This window comes from Xenorhabdus budapestensis, assembly GCF_002632465.1.
Taxonomy (GTDB): domain Bacteria; phylum Pseudomonadota; class Gammaproteobacteria; order Enterobacterales; family Enterobacteriaceae; genus Xenorhabdus; species Xenorhabdus budapestensis.
In genome coordinates this window covers 28,907-44,262 of sequence record NZ_NIBS01000022.1, presented here as the reverse complement: position 1 = coordinate 44,262, position 15,356 = coordinate 28,907, and the positions used below count along the sequence as shown (strand labels likewise).

Below are 15,356 nucleotides of genomic sequence, written 5' to 3'. Positions count from 1 at the left end.
GCGAGCCAATTCCGAACCGGAAGCAGGCGATAACAAGACATCCGGCGCTAATGCCCGCAGTGACTGTAAGCCTGCCATTTCACTGACATTGACGACCAGCCCCACCGCATGCAATTGCGTAAGCCGGGCTGCATGCTGGCTTAGCCACTGACGAGAGTCGGGATCATCGCCAATCAGAAATAACGCACCAATGCCTGGCAGTTGCAATGGCCGGCTTGCCACTTTTCCCGGTGTCAGTTCCGGTGTTTTAACCGGCAGCATGGCCGCTTCCCCCGTCACTTCTGGCAAGAAATGGTATGATTGTGCAGAACGATGATCCGGCTGGGCATTAATGCTTTCATAAAAGGGCGAGGCATCTTTACCACCCAAATCAGCAATCACGTTCAGTTCGGCATGGCAGGGAGTCATCCATAACAGGCCGATAATGGGGAATACGCTCACCCATTTCATTGTAATGACGTGACCTGCCATCCCTGTTCCCCCTGCCGCAACAATACCGGCATCAGTCCCTTACCAAACCGGAACCAGTAACCCGTATCATGATTCAGCGTGATTTGTCGGTTACGGACCTGTCCAACAGGAATACGATGCGTTTTAGCCCACTGCCGTAAGGTGTCATCATTACGTTGACTGTCGACCAGATAGATATCAACGGGTTGCTTTGCCGCCAGTACTTCAGCCAAACGGGTGTCACATTGCGGACAATCTTTGGCTCTGACAAACAGTGCCAGTCGGCCACTTGTCTCGCGTGATGTTGTCATATTGACTGGCAGCACATCCGGAAACAGCCGCTGCCAGGCGGCATTCACTTCCTGCTGGAAACGTAGTTCTTTTTCAGTTCGGGCAAACTCTGATTTAACCCACTGTTCAGCATAACGGCGGCGTTCAGCATCACCATCGGCTTCAATGCCTAATGCGGTCAGCGGATCAAGCCCCGGCGACTGGATACCCCGTGGCCCCTTCATCAGTTGCTGGTAACGCTGGTATTCATCGGCACTTAACTTCCACTGTTCAGCCTGACTTTTCAGGGAGTGCTGCTGGCTTTCTGTCGATTGTGTCTGCTGTAAAGCTAATGGTGTCGGTGTTGTTGCCCAGACCGAACTGCTCAGCAGCCATACCAACACATTGAGCTGGTGTAATCTCATCTGCGCCCTCCTGACTGAGGATGTTTGACCGGAGTCGGGAGTTGATAGCCCTGCCGTAAATGATGGCAAACCACACGCTGCACCTCATCCACTTCCAGTTGCCAGGCCGGACCTGCCATCACCTGCAACGCAGTGCGTAACCTGACAGGGCCTAACTGTGTGTGTACAGAGGGCAACGGCTGACGATATAAGATGGCATTGGTTTTTTCCGGCATACATATCATAAAAAGTAATGTTTTTTTAACTAAAAAAATAATAAGCCCTGCAATAACAGGGCGATTTGTTAACTATAAGAAAACACTCAAAACGGAATCTCCGAATCCCAATCGGCATTCTCTTCTTCCGGTAAAACAGAAGATTGTACCGTTTGCGTGTTTTTTCTCTCCTTACTGGTGGGGGTGGGTTTAGAAGGCGGTTGCTTCTGTGCGGGTTGATGTCCAGCCTGCTGTGACACCGTATTCTTTGCATCACCACGACTGCCCAGCATCTGCATCGTGCCATTCACATTCACCACCACTTCGGTTGAATAGCGATCTTGTCCTTGTTGGTCCTGCCACTTGCGTGTTTGTAACTGGCCTTCAATGTAAATTTGAGCACCTTTTTGCAGATACTCCGCCGCGATTTCCGCTAACTTGCCGAAGATCACTACCCGGTGCCATTCGGTTTTCTCCCGAATTTCGCCGGTTTGTTTATCCCGCCAACTGTCTGAAGTTGCCAGTGACAGCGTTGTCACCGTGCCACCCGTTGGCAGGTAACGGATTTCCGGATCTTGCCCCAGATGCCCCAGTAAAATAACCTTGTTTACTCCACGTGAAGACATACCCATTTCCTCTCTGTTACGATGATTGACGTTGTGTCCACAGCCCCTGCTTCAGGGCAAACTCCGCCTGTTCTCGGCTGGCAAAATATTCCATAGACTCACGGGAGCAGGGTACGCCGCCCTCTATCGTGCCGATATAAAAGCCTGCACGGGTTTGCAACACCGTTAACGGTAATTGCTTATGACAATATTGCAGTGCCATAATTCCAATGGGGGTGATACTCATATCTGTACCCTATTGTATTTGTTAGAAAAGAGACTGCCCTGAAAACATTCAGGGCAAGTCAGTGGAATAAATATCAGAATGAATTCTCTGCATATTCGGTTTGCGCGACACCGTTCTGCGGGGGCGTCGAGTCGGATTGTTCGGCCTGATAGACCTTGTCCTGACCAATTTTAATCCAGTCCACCTTGATCAAACGGGCTTTCAGGCTGACGCGCTGTTCACCGGCATGCTCCCCGCGTTTCAGGGTAAAAATATCGGTAGACGGGTTGCTTAAGGTGAAGCCCAGCAACACTTTTTTATCCTCATCCACCGATTTCTGGCAACGACCGATCAGACTGGTCGCTTCCTTACCAACCACGGTGATATCAAAACGCACATAGACCGGATTATCACCCGGGCCATTTAATGCATTGATCACGCAGCTCAGGAATGTACCACTGGCGGTACTGACATGGCGGATATTATTCAGGTAACCCAGCCCTTTGATATTCAGGTTGAAATAGTCGTTTTTGGTTAAGGTTGTGGTGTTCTCAGACATACGATGTTCTCCATGGAAGTAAAAATACAATGTGACGGAGAAAACCCTACTCCCTGACGGGAATGGTTTTTCCCGCCGGGCGTCAGGCATAGACGTTGCTGACGTTATGATAAAGAATAATGAACCTTCATTGCCGTTGAACCGGCAATATCTGCTTTCAAAGGGGGGCAGATGTACCGCGTTGAGGCACTCCCTTTCAGGTTACGGGAGTTTTACAGCCACCCAAAGGCGATCGTTGCAGGCTCACCGATCATTTAAGAAACAGGGTGATTCTTAAAGCATCCTGTCAGCACGTCAATCAACAACCAGATCGTCAGACTTTTTGAATTGCCCGCCGGGCTTTGCGCGATTGGGTAACCGCTTTGTCATTCAGCATTCCTTTACAGCCCGGGTAGTTCACGCAGCCCCAGAACAGCGAGGTTTTTCCCTGCCGCTGTCGCATCCGGCTGCCACAGTTTGGGCAGTCCGGGGTTTTCGGTAACGTCAGGTACAACGGCTGGGCCTTGCCGCGTTCGACTAAATGCAACAGCCATTGCGCCTGTTTCTGCATAAAAACAGCCAGCGATGTTTTGCCCTGCGCAATATCCTCCAGCGACTGCTCCCATAACGCCGTCATGCCCGGACTGGTCAGCACCTCCGGCAACCCGGCAATCAGTTCCCGTGCCAGTGGTGTTGACTGAATCGCTTTCTTTTTCCGCTCAATCAGCCGGCGTTTAAACAAGGTGTCCAGAATACCGGCACGGGTCGCCTCCGTGCCCAGTCCGGCATTCTCACGCAGGACCTGCTTTAATTGCGGATCACTGACCAGACTGGCGGCGTTTTTCATCGCGGCAATCAACGTGCCTTCGGTAAACGGGGCTGGTGGTTTGGTGTGCAGCGACTGAATGCTGGCTGCAATAATCTGGCAGCGCTCGCCCTGATGAAAGCGCGGGAGCGGGGGATCAACGTCTGACTTTTCCTGATTTTCAGTAAACAGTGCTTTCCAGCCCGTGGTCACATTGACCCGCCCTTTCGCCCGGAAGTGTTGCCCGCCGATATCCAGTGTCACTTCCGTCACATCCGTTTCCTGCGGGGGCAGAAACTGCGCCAGATAATGCTGACGGATAAGCTGATAAACCTGTAACTCGTCGGTCGTTAACCGGGTGAGGTCAAAAGCGTGACGTGTGGGGATAATGGCATGGTGTGCCGTGATTTTTTTGTCATTCCAGACCCGGGAAACCTGTTGTTTGTCCAGTTGGTTGATAATATCGGCCATCGCCGGATCGGTTCGCGCCAGTGCGGTCAATACCACCGGAATATCCGCCTGCATGGACACAGGCAGATACCCGCAATCCGTGCGTGGGTAGGTCGTGGCTTTATGGGTTTCATACAAGGACTGGGCAATCGTCAGTACCTGACTGGCCCCCATGCCCCAGAGACGGGACGCCGTCTGCTGCAACGTGCCCAAATCAAAACAGAGGGGAGGCGGGGTTTTCTCCTGTTTTTTGCTGACGGCTATCACGGTGGCCTGCGTGGTCTGCTGGCAACATTGTTGCACGGCCTGTGCCGCAGCCTCCCGGGTACAGCGGTTTTCTTCATCGCCGTCCTCTGCGGCGGGCAGCCATTTAGCCTGAAAGCGGATAGTGTCTTTTTCCAGTGTCGCCACCACCTGCCAGTAGGGTTTCGGTACAAACTGACTGATTTCCTTATCCCGGCTCACCACCAGTGCCAGCGCCGGGGTCTGAACCCGTCCGATGGATAACACCTCCCCGAACCCCAGCGCCTGTGCTTTCAGGGTATACAAACGGGTCAGGTTGATGCCCGTTAACCAGTCGGCTCTCGCCCGCCCCAGCCCGGCCTGATAAAGTGCTTCCGTCTGTTCCCCCGGCAAAATGGCCGACAGTGCCTGCCGGATGCTGGTTTCATCCAGTGCCGACAGCCACAACCGCCCGACTGCACCCGTGAAATGGCAATATTCCAATAACTCACGGGCAATCATTTCTCCTTCCCGATCGGCATCGGTGGCAATAATCACCTCATCAGCCTGTTTTAACAGTTGTTCGATGACAGCAAACTGTGCCGCCGTGGCTTCCTTCACCGACCATTGCCACTGTGCGGGCAGTACCGGCAGCACCTCCAACCGCCACGGCGGACCAAATTGCTCACCATACTGTTCGGGTGCCGCTACCTCCAGCAAATGCCCGATGGCCCAGGTGACAATGATACGGGCACTGAAGAGAAATCCTTGTCCGCGCTGTTTAACCCCCAGAACGCGGGCAATATCTTTGGCCTGAGAAGGCTTTTCACATAAATAAAGCTGCATCTTTTTCCCTCCGTTAATCGTGTGTTGTAGAACGTAACGGGGAGGCGAACGCGGAACGCTGCTTGCCTGACAAAATATCGGGATGCGGTTCGCCCAGCACGTTAATGGCAGCCAGCCCAGCCGGGGTTTTCTGGGCAATATCCTGCCGGGTGACCGCCAGTGAACGGTAAGAGCGCACCAGGCCGTAAATCTGGCGGATGGCTCGGCTACCGTTGTGCAGAAAGGCATCCCGCTCGGCCCGTGAAATCAGCCCGTAATGAAAAGCCTGAAACGTTTTCATCGCGAGCTGGTCATAACCAACCAGTAGCCAGACACAGCGGTAACCTAACGGGGAATGACTGTAGACCCCGATATTCAGGGGGTCGACTGAGAAAACGGCGGATAAGGTGATCTGCTGTGGGACGGCATTCAGGGTATCCTGCAAAATAGCCAGATTCTGCCTGAGATTGACCGATGCGGCTTCCAACGCCTGTTCCAGCTTCACCAGCCAGGCATCGGCATACGGATTATCGGCAGCGGAATCCACACTGATGTTGCCCGCCCGTCTAATGACCTGCGGCATCCCCAGGATCTCCGTCACCTTATGTGTACTGCTGATTTCTTCCCGTCGGCGCCCCGCCCACAGCCGGATGGCATAGTGGGTATGCAGTTCAATCGTTAACGAGGATGTTAAGACACCGGCGCGTAAACGCGGTTGAGATGCGTTTTTTTCTTCTGCATCAGACATGCACAAAAACTCCTGTTTGGCCTTGATAAGTCAGTCAAACTATCAGGGCTAAACAGGCTGTAACTCAATGAATAACCAGTTATAAGAGAAGAGAAAAATGCGGCATTGCATGGAGCGAGGAAAAAATGTTTTTTTAATCTTTTTTGCCCCGGACAACAAAGTACGATTTTTAATCTTTTTTGCCTCGGACAACAAAGTATGATTTTTAATCAACGTGATCACTCGGGTATTTTACCCGTGTCAGTCGTTGGCGAATGTCTTTCACCATATTGCTGACGTAAGCGGGTGAAGAAGGCGAAGCAGGGCGATCAGTTTTTTGAGTCAGCTCAACACACGCTTTTGCAGCCACTGGTCCGGGGGCCGCTATTTCAGTCTGCGCATACAGTTTCCCGTCCCGTGCCCGTTTCATCATCGTCAGCAGCCAGCCGACCGGATTACCGATTTTTCCTGCCCGTAGTGCTTTGTCCAGACAGCTCAGTACGGTCTGCGCCTGTTCAGCGGGCAATGCCTGCAACTGGCTGGTCAGCATCGTCGCATCGTCCGGCTCCAGTTGTCGGCAAAGTCCTTCTGGCAGAAAAACCATGGATTGGGGCTCTACGTATGTTTTTTTATTCACACTCTGTGTGAAAGAACGTACATAACGGTTCGGTTTAGCTGAACCACTATAAGACCTTGATTTCAGGCTGAGTTCGGTATCCGAATTCAGTTCAGCCTGCACCTCTTTTTGACTTAGTCCGGTTTCCGAACCCGGCCTGATTTCCCTGAGTTCGGTTTGCTGTTTGCCTTGTTGAAGAGACTGGCGCATCACCCTTTGCTGCGGTGTTTGCACCGCATTCAGTCTTTCTTCCAGCAAGCGAATATGACTGTGGCGATGGCGCATCAACGGGTCTTCTTTGATGTCAGTCAGCACATCCAGAGCCGTCTGGCTGATAGTGCGGTTTTTGCTGCGACAGGCTTCCGCCACCGTATCCAGCCAGTGAGGATCGAGAATTTCAGCATCACGGCAGGTCAGCGGCTCATCGTGTTGCGCATAGATATTGCCCCGTACCCGCCCATGATCAGCGCGGATACGCTTGCATAAACTCAGCCAGCCGGTTATTCGCAGCATCAGTAACACCCGACTGACGGTTTCACGCGAGGCCTTGCCTTTATAGGGGGACGCCAACAGCACCTGCAATTCGTCATAGATGGGAAATACGGCACCTTCATTATTCAACGCATACAGCCGGATCATCATCCAGCCCGTTTTATCCAGCGGCGACAGGCGATCATCCAGCAACAGACGGCGGGGATAGGCATCCTGAATATTGCCCATAAACAGCAGACCACTGCGAAGTTGTGAAACGTCATCGTCTGCGCGTTGTTCCAGACGTATTTTCATTTTGGCAACCGTGTGTGCAATTATGCTGTCTGCTGACAGGTTTATCATGATCCTTGATCTCCGGCCTTTGCTTTTAAATTGAGTCGGTAAAAATAATGTCAGGACTGCACCCTGTTGCGTTGAACAGGATGCAGAATGACACGACTTCAATACGGACTATTTACGAATTTCATTGTTGTAACGTTCATGGAGCATCAGCTCCCACGATTGTCCGTCATCGCGACTTAACAGACGCCAGAACAACCCCACGTTAATTTTCAGATACCCGGTGCCTTTTTCTTTCAGCCGGACGTAATTGCGCTCGCCCCGCTGGTAGCTGCTCACCTGATGTTGCGCCTTGCGGCGCAGTGACAAGGGTGTCGTCGAGGGCACATGCAGACCGGGCATCATTTCTGTTAATTTTGCTGACATCGTTTCCTGTTCTGTTGAGGGTTAACGGAGGGCTTTCAGGCTTGTTTTTTGACCGATTCCGGTGCCTCGCCCTGCTGCCAGTCCTTCACAGCGTGCCAGACGGCCGTCAGCGAAATCTGATGATGCGCAGCCATTTCCAGCATCATATCCAGCCCTTCGGCGCTGTCCGCATCAGCAATCTTTGCCACCTGCCAGCGTTGCCATAATTCCTGATTTTCGGCTTCCGTCAGGGGCGAATTCCGCCCCGGCCGCACGGTCATGCCGGCAATACGACGTCGGGCCGCAATTTCCAGACTCGACAGGCCGAAAAAATAGTGCATCAGTTCAATAGAGCCACCTAATTCCAGTGCCCGGTCGATGCGTTGCATCCGCTGCTGTTCAATCCGCGCCTGATGTAAGATGCGGGCCAGATTGGCGTGATGAATATGAACACTCAGCACCGACACCGGGCTGTTGCCCAGATAATGCAGATCCTCAATCGTCAGGCGCTGCAACATCAGCATTTCACCGAGTGCTAATCCCAGCGCCTCACAACGGCGGATATAGCCGTTCTTCAAATCCATCACCAACTGCATCAGCAGGCTGTTGGTTGCTTGCGATAAATGATTCATCTACTTCCTCCAATATCAGGCCAGTCAAAAGGTAATGAACAACACATTGGAAAACAGACACCACGCACCGTACCGGTATCACGACATCGTTATGGCCTCCGGCGCTATCTGGCGCTGAAGTTCACGCAAACGGCGGAGCACCCGGATAAGGCGCAGGAACTTCACCGTCTGGGTATCATCCAGTAACGGCATATCCTCCCGTCCTGCGGTGCCGAGCAGAACAGCGGTCAGCGTTAATGCCGGGGCGTCAGTGGTGTTTTCTCCGGTCAGGCTGAACAATAAACGCGAAAAAGCCCGGGCTTCCTGCACATTCACCAGACAAAAACCGGCAGCGCTTTCCTCTGAAGCAGGTAACAAATCACTGTCACAGCCCATCACTTCCGCCAGTTCAAAGGCCAGCCGGAACGCCATATTTTGCAGATGCTCGATATCGTCCTGCATCGGGGAAATGTCCCAGACCGAACTGACCGGCTCCAGCCCGGTTTGGGCAAAGTGCAGGCATTCGGCCTCCGCAGCAGGCTGGGACGATTCAGACGGGTTATCCTCGCTATCCGGCGGGTAAGGCGGAAGCACCGGATTTTTTCGGGAAGCAGGGGCGGGTGCCTGTGCCTTATTGGTCGACGCATTTTCCGTATCAGATGACGGCTCCCTGTCAGTGTCAGGTTGAGCCATTATTCGCGGGTTCGATTCCGGGTTTTGCACCCGACCCCGGCTGACATTATCCGGCTTAGTGGCTTCCGGCACCGACACGGTGTCAGAGGCGATGGCCTGCCCGCCAAAGAGCTGTCGGCGGTTGCTTTCTTTCGGATCCAGTTCCAGTATCCAGCGGTCATAATTGAGTTGCGGGTGTGGCAGGGCCTGCAATAAATCGCCAATCAGTTCATCGAAGAACATTGCCGGCGACCAGTCTTCCAATGCATCAAACTTGCGACAACAGTTCCCAAAAACCTCATCAAAGGTCAGCGTGGGTTCCGGGTTTATACTGAAAACATGTTGTTGCCAGACCGCCTCGGCATCCTGTCGTAAGGCCAGTAACACCCGGATTTGCGGCACATTCAATCCCGAATTCAGCAGATTCGGTATCCACGGGTACAGGTGCTGCACGGTATCTTCCATCCGGCTGATGTAGCTGATACTGATGGGGAATCCGGCTTCACCCAACAGCGCAGACAACTCACGCAGAGTGATTTTCTGCTGTTTCTGCGCCTCATACAGGGTCCGGGCCTTGCAGACACCTAACGCTTTTTCAATAAAACTGAGATCGCCCCGCAGTTCATTTTCAGCTAAGTGCCCGATGACACACTGCAACCGTCCCGGCCACGGTTTAAACAGGCAATGCACCCGGTAAAACCGCTCATCACCGGTTTCCTGCCACAACTCGGACAAAATCTGATAGCGCGTATTACCGCCATCACTGAAGATATAAACCTCGTCACCGTCCGGATCACGGGTGACTTTCGGCACGGTATCCAGCCCACGGGCTTTGATTGACGCTTTGATATCGTCATAACGCGGATTGCGGCTGGTCCGGGGGTTATCCGGATTGGGGCGAAGTTGATCCAGCGTTAACACCATCGGCATTTCTGCCATTGGCGGACTGTCATTGAGCGTGGCGGCTGCCTGCCGTCCCTGCTGCAACAAGGCATGGCCTAAATTTTGCGTATTACGTCCCATCCGTTACCTCCCGCCACCATCGACATCCGAAAAACGGGTATATTGCGCCTCAAACCGCACACGCACCGTGCCTGTCGGTCCCTGACGCTGCTTGCCGATAATGATTTCGGCCATCCCCGCATCCGGCGTGCCCTCGTGATAGACTTCGTCGCGGTAAAGGTGCAGGATCAAATCGGCATCCTGCTCCAGTGAGCCGGAATCACGCAGATCCCCATTGTTAGGGCGTTTATCCGGACGATTTTCCACCTGTCGGTTAAGCTGGGACAGCGCCAGCACCGGGCAGTCCAGCTCCTTACCTAACGCTTTCAGACTGCGGGAGATATCGGCAATTTCCTGTCCGGGCGCGCACATCAGCTGGAGGTAATCCACCATGATCAGGGCGGGTTTACCGTATTTGCGGGTGTAACGACGGGCACGGGCGCGCAAGAGTGCCGGTGTCTGGAGGCTGCAATCATCAATAATCAGCCGCTGATCCCATTGGGTAAACTGATCCAGACTCTGGCTGATGCGCCCCCACTGTTCATCATCCAGCAGACCGCTGCGCAGGGCACTTAATGCTACGCTGCCTTCCATCGCCGACAAACGCAGCATCAGTTGGGCGATCGGCATTTCCAGACTGAAAATCTGCACCACCGCATCCTCACCGCTTCGTAATGCACCGAGACAAAACGCCAGTGCCAGTGCGGTTTTGCCCATTGAGGGGCGGGCAGCCAGCAGGATCAGATCCCCCGGCTGTAAGCCACAGGTCATGTCATCCAGCACTTGAAACCCGGTCGGTGTCCCGGTGATCCCGTTACTGCCCTGAATGTGTTCCAGATGGGAAATCAGCGCCTCCGCTCCCTGCAACAGGGTGACCTCCTGCTGTTGCAGGGTCGCCCCTTTTTCAGCCAGACGGAACAACTGACTTTCGGCCTGTTCGGCCAGAGCAGCGGCCTGAACATGGGGCTGAAAAACCTCCGTGCTGAGGGCGTTGCCCAGCGCCAGTAACTGACGCAACTGGCTTTTTTCGGCTACCATGCGGGCGTATTCCACAATATTGGCGGCACTGGGTGTGTTTTTACACACTTCGGCCACGTAGGCAAAGCCCCCCACGTTGTCCAGACGCCCCTGATGGGTCAGTAAATCCGTCAGGGTGAGCAAATCATACGGGGTATTTTTTTCTGTCAGCTCGACTATCACCTGAAACAGTATCCGGTGTGCCGGAAAGAAAAAATCGTCAGGGGTGAGTAGCTGGACAAGGTCATCCCAGCGGTCATTATCCAGTATCAATCCGCCAATCACGGCCATTTCAGCGTAACCATTGCTGGGTTGTACTTCATTAGCGGCTTGTAAAAAATCATGCCTGTGCATCACCGGCCTCCCTGCTGACATCATTCAGCGCCGCGATTAACCGCTGTTGCAGTTGAGGGGAAGTCACCCAGAACAGCACTTCGTTGGCGGTTAAATACTGCGGTTTACCCTGCGCCCAGCCACATTCCAGTAAGGACACATCATCCGGTGCCCCCGGCATCAGTGACTGCGCACGTAATTCTTCTTCACTACGGGGACTGAAATGCTCAACGAGGTCAGGTGAAACGCCCCAGACAACCGGTAATAACGCCTGAAACTTTGCCTGCGCCGCTTTACGATCCGGTGCATCGATAAACACAAACCACTCATCCTGCGTATCCGTAAACGGCAGTTCAGCATTGTCATAACAAAAACAGACGGCTCGCCAGATAACAGTCATTGCACATCCCCCGTCGGCTGATTGATCAATACCGCATCAAACCTCACCGTCCATTCAGGGAACAGTTCACAGGCAAGACGGTACATGGTTTGCGCCGCGGCCGGGCTTTTGCGGGTGGTTTTGTATTCCAGACGATGAACGGGCTGAGCACGAACATGCCCCAGTTTGTAGATATCCAGAAGATCAATGCGGGTGCTCAGCAGCTGGTAAACCGTTCTGCCCCCCAAAGCTGACGTATCGTAGCGGTGCTGTTCGATAATACCGGTCAGCTCATTAAGTGTATCCCGGTCCAGATTGGTGCCTTCAATACCATTGGCCAGTATCTGGATCAGCGGCAGCTGAATACCGTAATTCTCAAAGGATTGCAGTCGGGTCAACATCCGCAACGTACCACGCAAAAACTCACGGACATCCGGCAGGATAGGTTTAATGATCCCCAGTACAAACTGCGTTGTGGTCAGGACCACCAGTTCCGTCATCACGCCGGTCGCACCTTTGGAGTCGATGAGAATGACGTCATACTGATGAAACAGGGGATGTTGCAGAATATTACGCAGACGCAAGCGACCATCCGGGGCATGCAGCATCGCGGTTGGCAACAATTCATCGGGATCGTTGGACACAAGGATATCAAGGTATCGGATCGTCGAACGGGAAATGATCGTGTCTGCCTGACTCAGATCCACCGTCTGCATCAACAATTCATACAACCCGGCGGGCGCTTCATAAACCAGATTAAAAATACTGCTGGCCGTGGGTTGTGAGTAATCGGCGTCAATCAGGAGAGTCCGTAAACCAGCATCAGCAAAAAATCCAGCCAGATTCGCGGCATGGGTGGATTTACCTTCACCACCTTTGGGGGAAATTATCGGAAGAATTATCATTTTGTACACTCATTAAAGTTAAGCGTACAAATCGGATTTGTTAGGAAATTTTACATTGAATTAACTTACGATGGGATTGAAAATCCCCGTGTCGGTGGTTCGATTCCGCCTCCGGGCACCACTTCAACTTCCAGCGAAGTCCAGCCAAGTCAAAACAATTCATACTAAATCCAGTAAAATCAACATCCATTCTTATTTTTACGTCTAGTTTCGTCTGTTGCAATCAAGATGCAGCGAAGGGCATAATTCGGGGCACTTACCATTCGATGACTGGAATGCCCTTAATAATGAAACTAAACGCACGACAAATCGAAACTGCAAAACCCAAAGAAAAAACCTACAAACTCGCCGATGGCGGGGGTCTTTATTTAGAAGTCTCGTCACGCGGTTCAAAATACTGGCGGATGAAGTATTACCGCCCGACCGATAACAAAGAAGACCGTCTGGCGTTTGGTGTTTATCCGGCAGTATCGTTAGCCGATGCCCTCGCTAGACAGGATGAAGCCAAAAAACTGATGGCACAGGGCATCGATCCCAAAGCCGAAAAGAAAGGCACACCAACGCCCGCCAAAGTCAACTCGTTTGAACAAGTCGCCCGTGCATGGCACGCCAGTAACAAACGCTGGAGAGACAGCCACCGTCAAAAAGTGCTGCGCAGCCTTGAGCAGTACATTTTCCCCCATATCGGCACCCGCGATATTACCACATTACGCACCAGCCAGCTTTTAGCGCCAGTCAAGGCCATTGATGAGCAGGGTAAACACGATATCGCCCAGCGTCTGCGCCAGCGTATCACTGCTATTATGCGTAGTAGCGGCATTGATGGCGCAGACTGTCGCTGGGCAATCGCCCTATCTAACGGCAAAAGAGCTGGATTTCCCTAATCAGCGGTTATTGCTCAATAATTCGACTTTGTTGCCCATGGCAACACTGGATAAAAAAGTAACAGGTGCACAGATCATCAAGCCGGATGGAACGAAAAAATTACTGTCCGGTAGCCAGAAAAAAGGCGCGTTTATTGCCGTGTCAGCGCTGGAAGAGCATCCGGAGACGGTAATTATTACCGAAGGTTACGCCACAGCTCTGACGGTTAATCAGCTCTATAAAGGCATTGTTTTGGCGGCACTGGATGCAGGCAATTTATTATCTGTTACCAAAGCCGTTCGGGAACGCTGGACAGACACAAAAATCATTATTGCCGCAGATAACGATTGGCATCATCCCAACGAGCTGAATAAGAACGGAAAACCCACAGTGAATATCGGCAAGATTTCAGCAGAAAAAGCTGCCCTTGCGGTGAATGGTTGGGTCACGTTGCCACCCACAGAGCATAAAGCCGATTGGGATGATTATCGGCAGCAACATGGCATTGAGGCAGCACAGCAGGCATTCAGTAAGGCGTTATATCAGGTGAGGGAACCGATGAACAGCTATGCAATAGCAAACCGTAATTATGACAATGTCGAAAGCATTTATCCAAATCGCAAAACAAAGTTACCGCTGTCAGTCGGCTCTGAGGGCTTTGACGCGCAGTTAGACTACGTTGTTAAAGGCATTATTCCGGCGCATTCCCTGTGCAGCATTTACGGGGCGAGCGGGTCATATAAAAGTTTTCTGGCGGGAGCATGGGGTTGTCATATTGCTACGGGTAAGGCATGGGCTGGAAAATCGGTTGCTCAGGGTTCTGTATTGTACGTCGTCGGTGAAGGTGGGATCGGTGTGCCCCGACGCATCAAAGCATGGGAAATCGTCAACGGTCTGACCGTTGAAAATATATATCTGATCAATACGCCAGTCTTTCCGGCCTCTCCCGCCGAAGTGCATGAACTGGTGATTGCTGCCCAACAGGTTGAATCTGAAACGGGCCAGCCGATACGCCTGATTATTCTGGACACCCTTGCCCGTTGTTTTGGCGGGGCTGATGAGAATGATTCTAAAGATATGGGCGCCTTTGTCCGGGGCTGCGATGAACTGAAAGCCAAAACAGGGGCAAGCATTCTCGTGGTTCACCATTCCGGCAAAGATGCAAGAGGCTCTAGTGCTTTCCGTGCGGCACTGGATGTTGAATATCGGATCAACCGGGAAGGGAAAAAAGGCGGTGCACTGGTTATCACCTGCACCAAGATGAAAGATGCTGAAGAGCCGGAAACCAAAGCCTATGATATGCGCGTGGTGGAGCTTTTTACTGATAAAGACGGTGAGGATATTACGTCATTAGCCCTGATTGACAGGCCACGCGATCCGGTTGAAGAAGACGAAATCGGACTCATCGCCAATAAGACCGATAACCACACGGCATTATGGCAATGCATCCGATCTCGTACAGCCCTAAAAGAGCCTTGCAGCATTGCCCTTGTCCGTGATGATTTAAAAGCGATGGGCGTGAATGTGAAGAATTTCAGCCGTTGGTTAACCAAGTTAGAGCAAGACAGGTTGATTATCCGCAATGGGCAGGAACTCACCATTGTTAACCGGAATAATGAAGATTAAAAAATGAGTAAAAAACTGAAGAGCGGTGAGGAGAGGGGTTTTATTGTTTACCGTTTTCCTCACTTTTTTCGCATATATACAGAAAAAGTGAGGAACACAAAACGCATTGATTTTTAAGGATAAATAAATCTCAATTCCTCACCTATGTTCGCAGTGAGGAAAATAAAAAATGAGGAATGATGAGGAGGTAAACTGCTTTCTGACAGGTGATAACTCGCTCTCCATGTTACCGGGTTAATACATTAACGCGATGCTCGACTTTAACATCCTATAATGTTGGCTTGTTGAAGCCAGTCGCGTTGACTTTTACCTTGTTTAAAATTGGCAAAAATACCCAACGTGTGAGAAAGCAGTTTTCTGGCAATTCGATTACTCAAATGCCACAAATCCCGTGCCCAGCACTTCTCGATAGCAAATT

15 protein-coding genes and 3 pseudogenes are annotated in these 15,356 nt (G+C 52.0%); 2 read left to right on the top strand and 16 right to left on the bottom strand.

The genetic code is table 11. The features are described from left to right. From Xbud_RS15860 to Xbud_RS15790, 15 genes and pseudogenes are all read right to left on the bottom strand, one after another. The coding region (locus Xbud_RS15860; RefSeq protein WP_099136957.1) for an integrating conjugative element protein at positions 1-471 on the bottom strand (471 nt) is incomplete at its 3' end. After that, a complete protein-coding gene (locus tag Xbud_RS15855; protein ID WP_099136956.1) occupies positions 447-1,145 on the bottom strand; it encodes a TIGR03759 family integrating conjugative element protein in 699 nt (232 codons plus the stop codon). The genes Xbud_RS15860 and Xbud_RS15855, both read right to left, overlap by 25 nt. Further along, positions 1,142-1,372: pseudogene (gene pilL2, locus Xbud_RS15850) on the bottom strand (PFGI-1 class ICE element type IV pilus protein PilL2); the annotation flags it as partial. The gene Xbud_RS15855 and the pseudogene pilL2, both read right to left, overlap by 4 nt. 74 nt (positions 1,373-1,446) lie before the next feature. Then, positions 1,447-1,965: a single-stranded DNA-binding protein gene (ssb, locus tag Xbud_RS15845; RefSeq protein ID WP_099136955.1), complete on the bottom strand. Its 519-nt coding sequence runs from the start codon at positions 1,963-1,965 to the stop codon at positions 1,447-1,449. A gap of 16 nt (positions 1,966-1,981) precedes the next feature. Next, complete coding sequence (locus Xbud_RS15840) at positions 1,982-2,191, bottom strand: hypothetical protein (protein ID WP_099136954.1); 210 nt, start codon at positions 2,189-2,191, stop codon at positions 1,982-1,984. Positions 2,192-2,264: 73 nt separating this feature from the next. Further along, positions 2,265-2,729, bottom strand: a complete 465-nt coding sequence (locus tag Xbud_RS15835) for an STY4534 family ICE replication protein (protein WP_099136953.1) — start codon at positions 2,727-2,729, stop codon at positions 2,265-2,267. A 313-nt stretch (positions 2,730-3,042) separates the two neighbouring features. Further along, on the bottom strand, positions 3,043-5,031 hold the full coding sequence (locus Xbud_RS15830) for a DNA topoisomerase III (protein WP_099136952.1): 1,989 nt from the start codon (positions 5,029-5,031) through the stop codon (positions 3,043-3,045). 13 nt (positions 5,032-5,044) lie between these two features. After that, complete coding sequence (locus tag Xbud_RS15825) at positions 5,045-5,758, bottom strand: PFL_4669 family integrating conjugative element protein (protein WP_099136951.1); 714 nt, start codon at positions 5,756-5,758, stop codon at positions 5,045-5,047. A gap of 205 nt (positions 5,759-5,963) precedes the next feature. Continuing rightward, on the bottom strand, positions 5,964-7,187 hold the full coding sequence (locus Xbud_RS15820; protein WP_099136950.1) for an STY4528 family pathogenicity island replication protein: 1,224 nt from the start codon (positions 7,185-7,187) through the stop codon (positions 5,964-5,966). 108 nt (positions 7,188-7,295) lie between these two features. Next, the gene (locus Xbud_RS15815) at positions 7,296-7,550 is read right to left on the bottom strand and encodes a ParE family toxin-like protein (protein WP_099136949.1); all 255 of its coding nucleotides are present in this window, start codon (positions 7,548-7,550) and stop codon (positions 7,296-7,298) included. A 35-nt stretch (positions 7,551-7,585) separates the two neighbouring features. After that, complete coding sequence (locus tag Xbud_RS15810) at positions 7,586-8,161, bottom strand: DUF2857 domain-containing protein (RefSeq protein WP_099136948.1); 576 nt, start codon at positions 8,159-8,161, stop codon at positions 7,586-7,588. Between the two features lie 78 nt (positions 8,162-8,239). After that, positions 8,240-9,835, bottom strand: coding sequence for a ParB family protein (locus Xbud_RS15805; RefSeq protein ID WP_099136947.1), 1,596 nt, complete (start codon positions 9,833-9,835; stop codon positions 8,240-8,242). 3 nt (positions 9,836-9,838) lie between these two features. Then, complete coding sequence (gene dnaB-PI, locus Xbud_RS15800) at positions 9,839-11,185, bottom strand: SPI-7-type island replicative DNA helicase (protein ID WP_169923089.1); 1,347 nt, start codon at positions 11,183-11,185, stop codon at positions 9,839-9,841. After that, complete coding sequence (locus tag Xbud_RS15795; RefSeq protein WP_099136945.1) at positions 11,172-11,564, bottom strand: hypothetical protein; 393 nt, start codon at positions 11,562-11,564, stop codon at positions 11,172-11,174. Before Xbud_RS15795 ends, dnaB-PI begins: the two co-directional genes overlap by 14 nt. Next, positions 11,561-12,448, bottom strand: coding sequence for a ParA family protein (locus tag Xbud_RS15790; RefSeq protein WP_099136944.1), 888 nt, complete (start codon positions 12,446-12,448; stop codon positions 11,561-11,563). Before Xbud_RS15790 ends, Xbud_RS15795 begins: the two co-directional genes overlap by 4 nt. Before the next feature lie 287 nt (positions 12,449-12,735). Here Xbud_RS15790 and Xbud_RS15785 point away from each other — a divergent pair. Next, positions 12,736-13,257 (top strand): annotated as a pseudogene (locus Xbud_RS15785) (tyrosine-type recombinase/integrase); the annotation flags it as partial. 13 nt (positions 13,258-13,270) lie between these two features. After that, positions 13,271-14,938 carry an AAA family ATPase gene (locus Xbud_RS20690; RefSeq protein WP_244589996.1) on the top strand — a complete coding sequence of 556 codons (1,668 nt, stop codon included), beginning with the start codon at positions 13,271-13,273 and terminating at the stop codon, positions 14,936-14,938. A 260-nt stretch (positions 14,939-15,198) separates the two neighbouring features. Here Xbud_RS20690 and Xbud_RS21405 read toward each other — a convergent pair. After that, positions 15,199-15,356 (bottom strand): annotated as a pseudogene (locus Xbud_RS21405) (IS982 family transposase); the annotation flags it as partial.

Coding starts and splice junctions, on each gene's coding strand:
- Xbud_RS15820 (WP_099136950.1), bottom strand. CDS start 7,187: ATGATAAACCTGTCAGCAGACAGCATAATTGCACACACGGTTGCCAAA.
- Xbud_RS15795 (WP_099136945.1), bottom strand. CDS start 11,564: ATGACTGTTATCTGGCGAGCCGTCTGTTTTTGTTATGACAATGCTGAA.
- Xbud_RS15855 (WP_099136956.1), bottom strand. CDS start 1,145: ATGAGATTACACCAGCTCAATGTGTTGGTATGGCTGCTGAGCAGTTCG.
- Xbud_RS15790 (WP_099136944.1), bottom strand. CDS start 12,448: ATGATAATTCTTCCGATAATTTCCCCCAAAGGTGGTGAAGGTAAATCC.
- Xbud_RS15805 (WP_099136947.1), bottom strand. CDS start 9,835: ATGGGACGTAATACGCAAAATTTAGGCCATGCCTTGTTGCAGCAGGGA.
- Xbud_RS20690 (WP_244589996.1), top strand. CDS start 13,271: ATGGCGCAGACTGTCGCTGGGCAATCGCCCTATCTAACGGCAAAAGAG.
- ssb (WP_099136955.1), bottom strand. CDS start 1,965: ATGTCTTCACGTGGAGTAAACAAGGTTATTTTACTGGGGCATCTGGGG.
- Xbud_RS15815 (WP_099136949.1), bottom strand. CDS start 7,550: ATGTCAGCAAAATTAACAGAAATGATGCCCGGTCTGCATGTGCCCTCG.
- dnaB-PI (WP_169923089.1), bottom strand. CDS start 11,185: ATGCACAGGCATGATTTTTTACAAGCCGCTAATGAAGTACAACCCAGC.
- Xbud_RS15825 (WP_099136951.1), bottom strand. CDS start 5,758: ATGTCTGATGCAGAAGAAAAAAACGCATCTCAACCGCGTTTACGCGCC.
- Xbud_RS15830 (WP_099136952.1), bottom strand. CDS start 5,031: ATGCAGCTTTATTTATGTGAAAAGCCTTCTCAGGCCAAAGATATTGCC.
- Xbud_RS15835 (WP_099136953.1), bottom strand. CDS start 2,729: ATGTCTGAGAACACCACAACCTTAACCAAAAACGACTATTTCAACCTG.
- Xbud_RS15840 (WP_099136954.1), bottom strand. CDS start 2,191: ATGAGTATCACCCCCATTGGAATTATGGCACTGCAATATTGTCATAAG.
- Xbud_RS15810 (WP_099136948.1), bottom strand. CDS start 8,161: ATGAATCATTTATCGCAAGCAACCAACAGCCTGCTGATGCAGTTGGTG.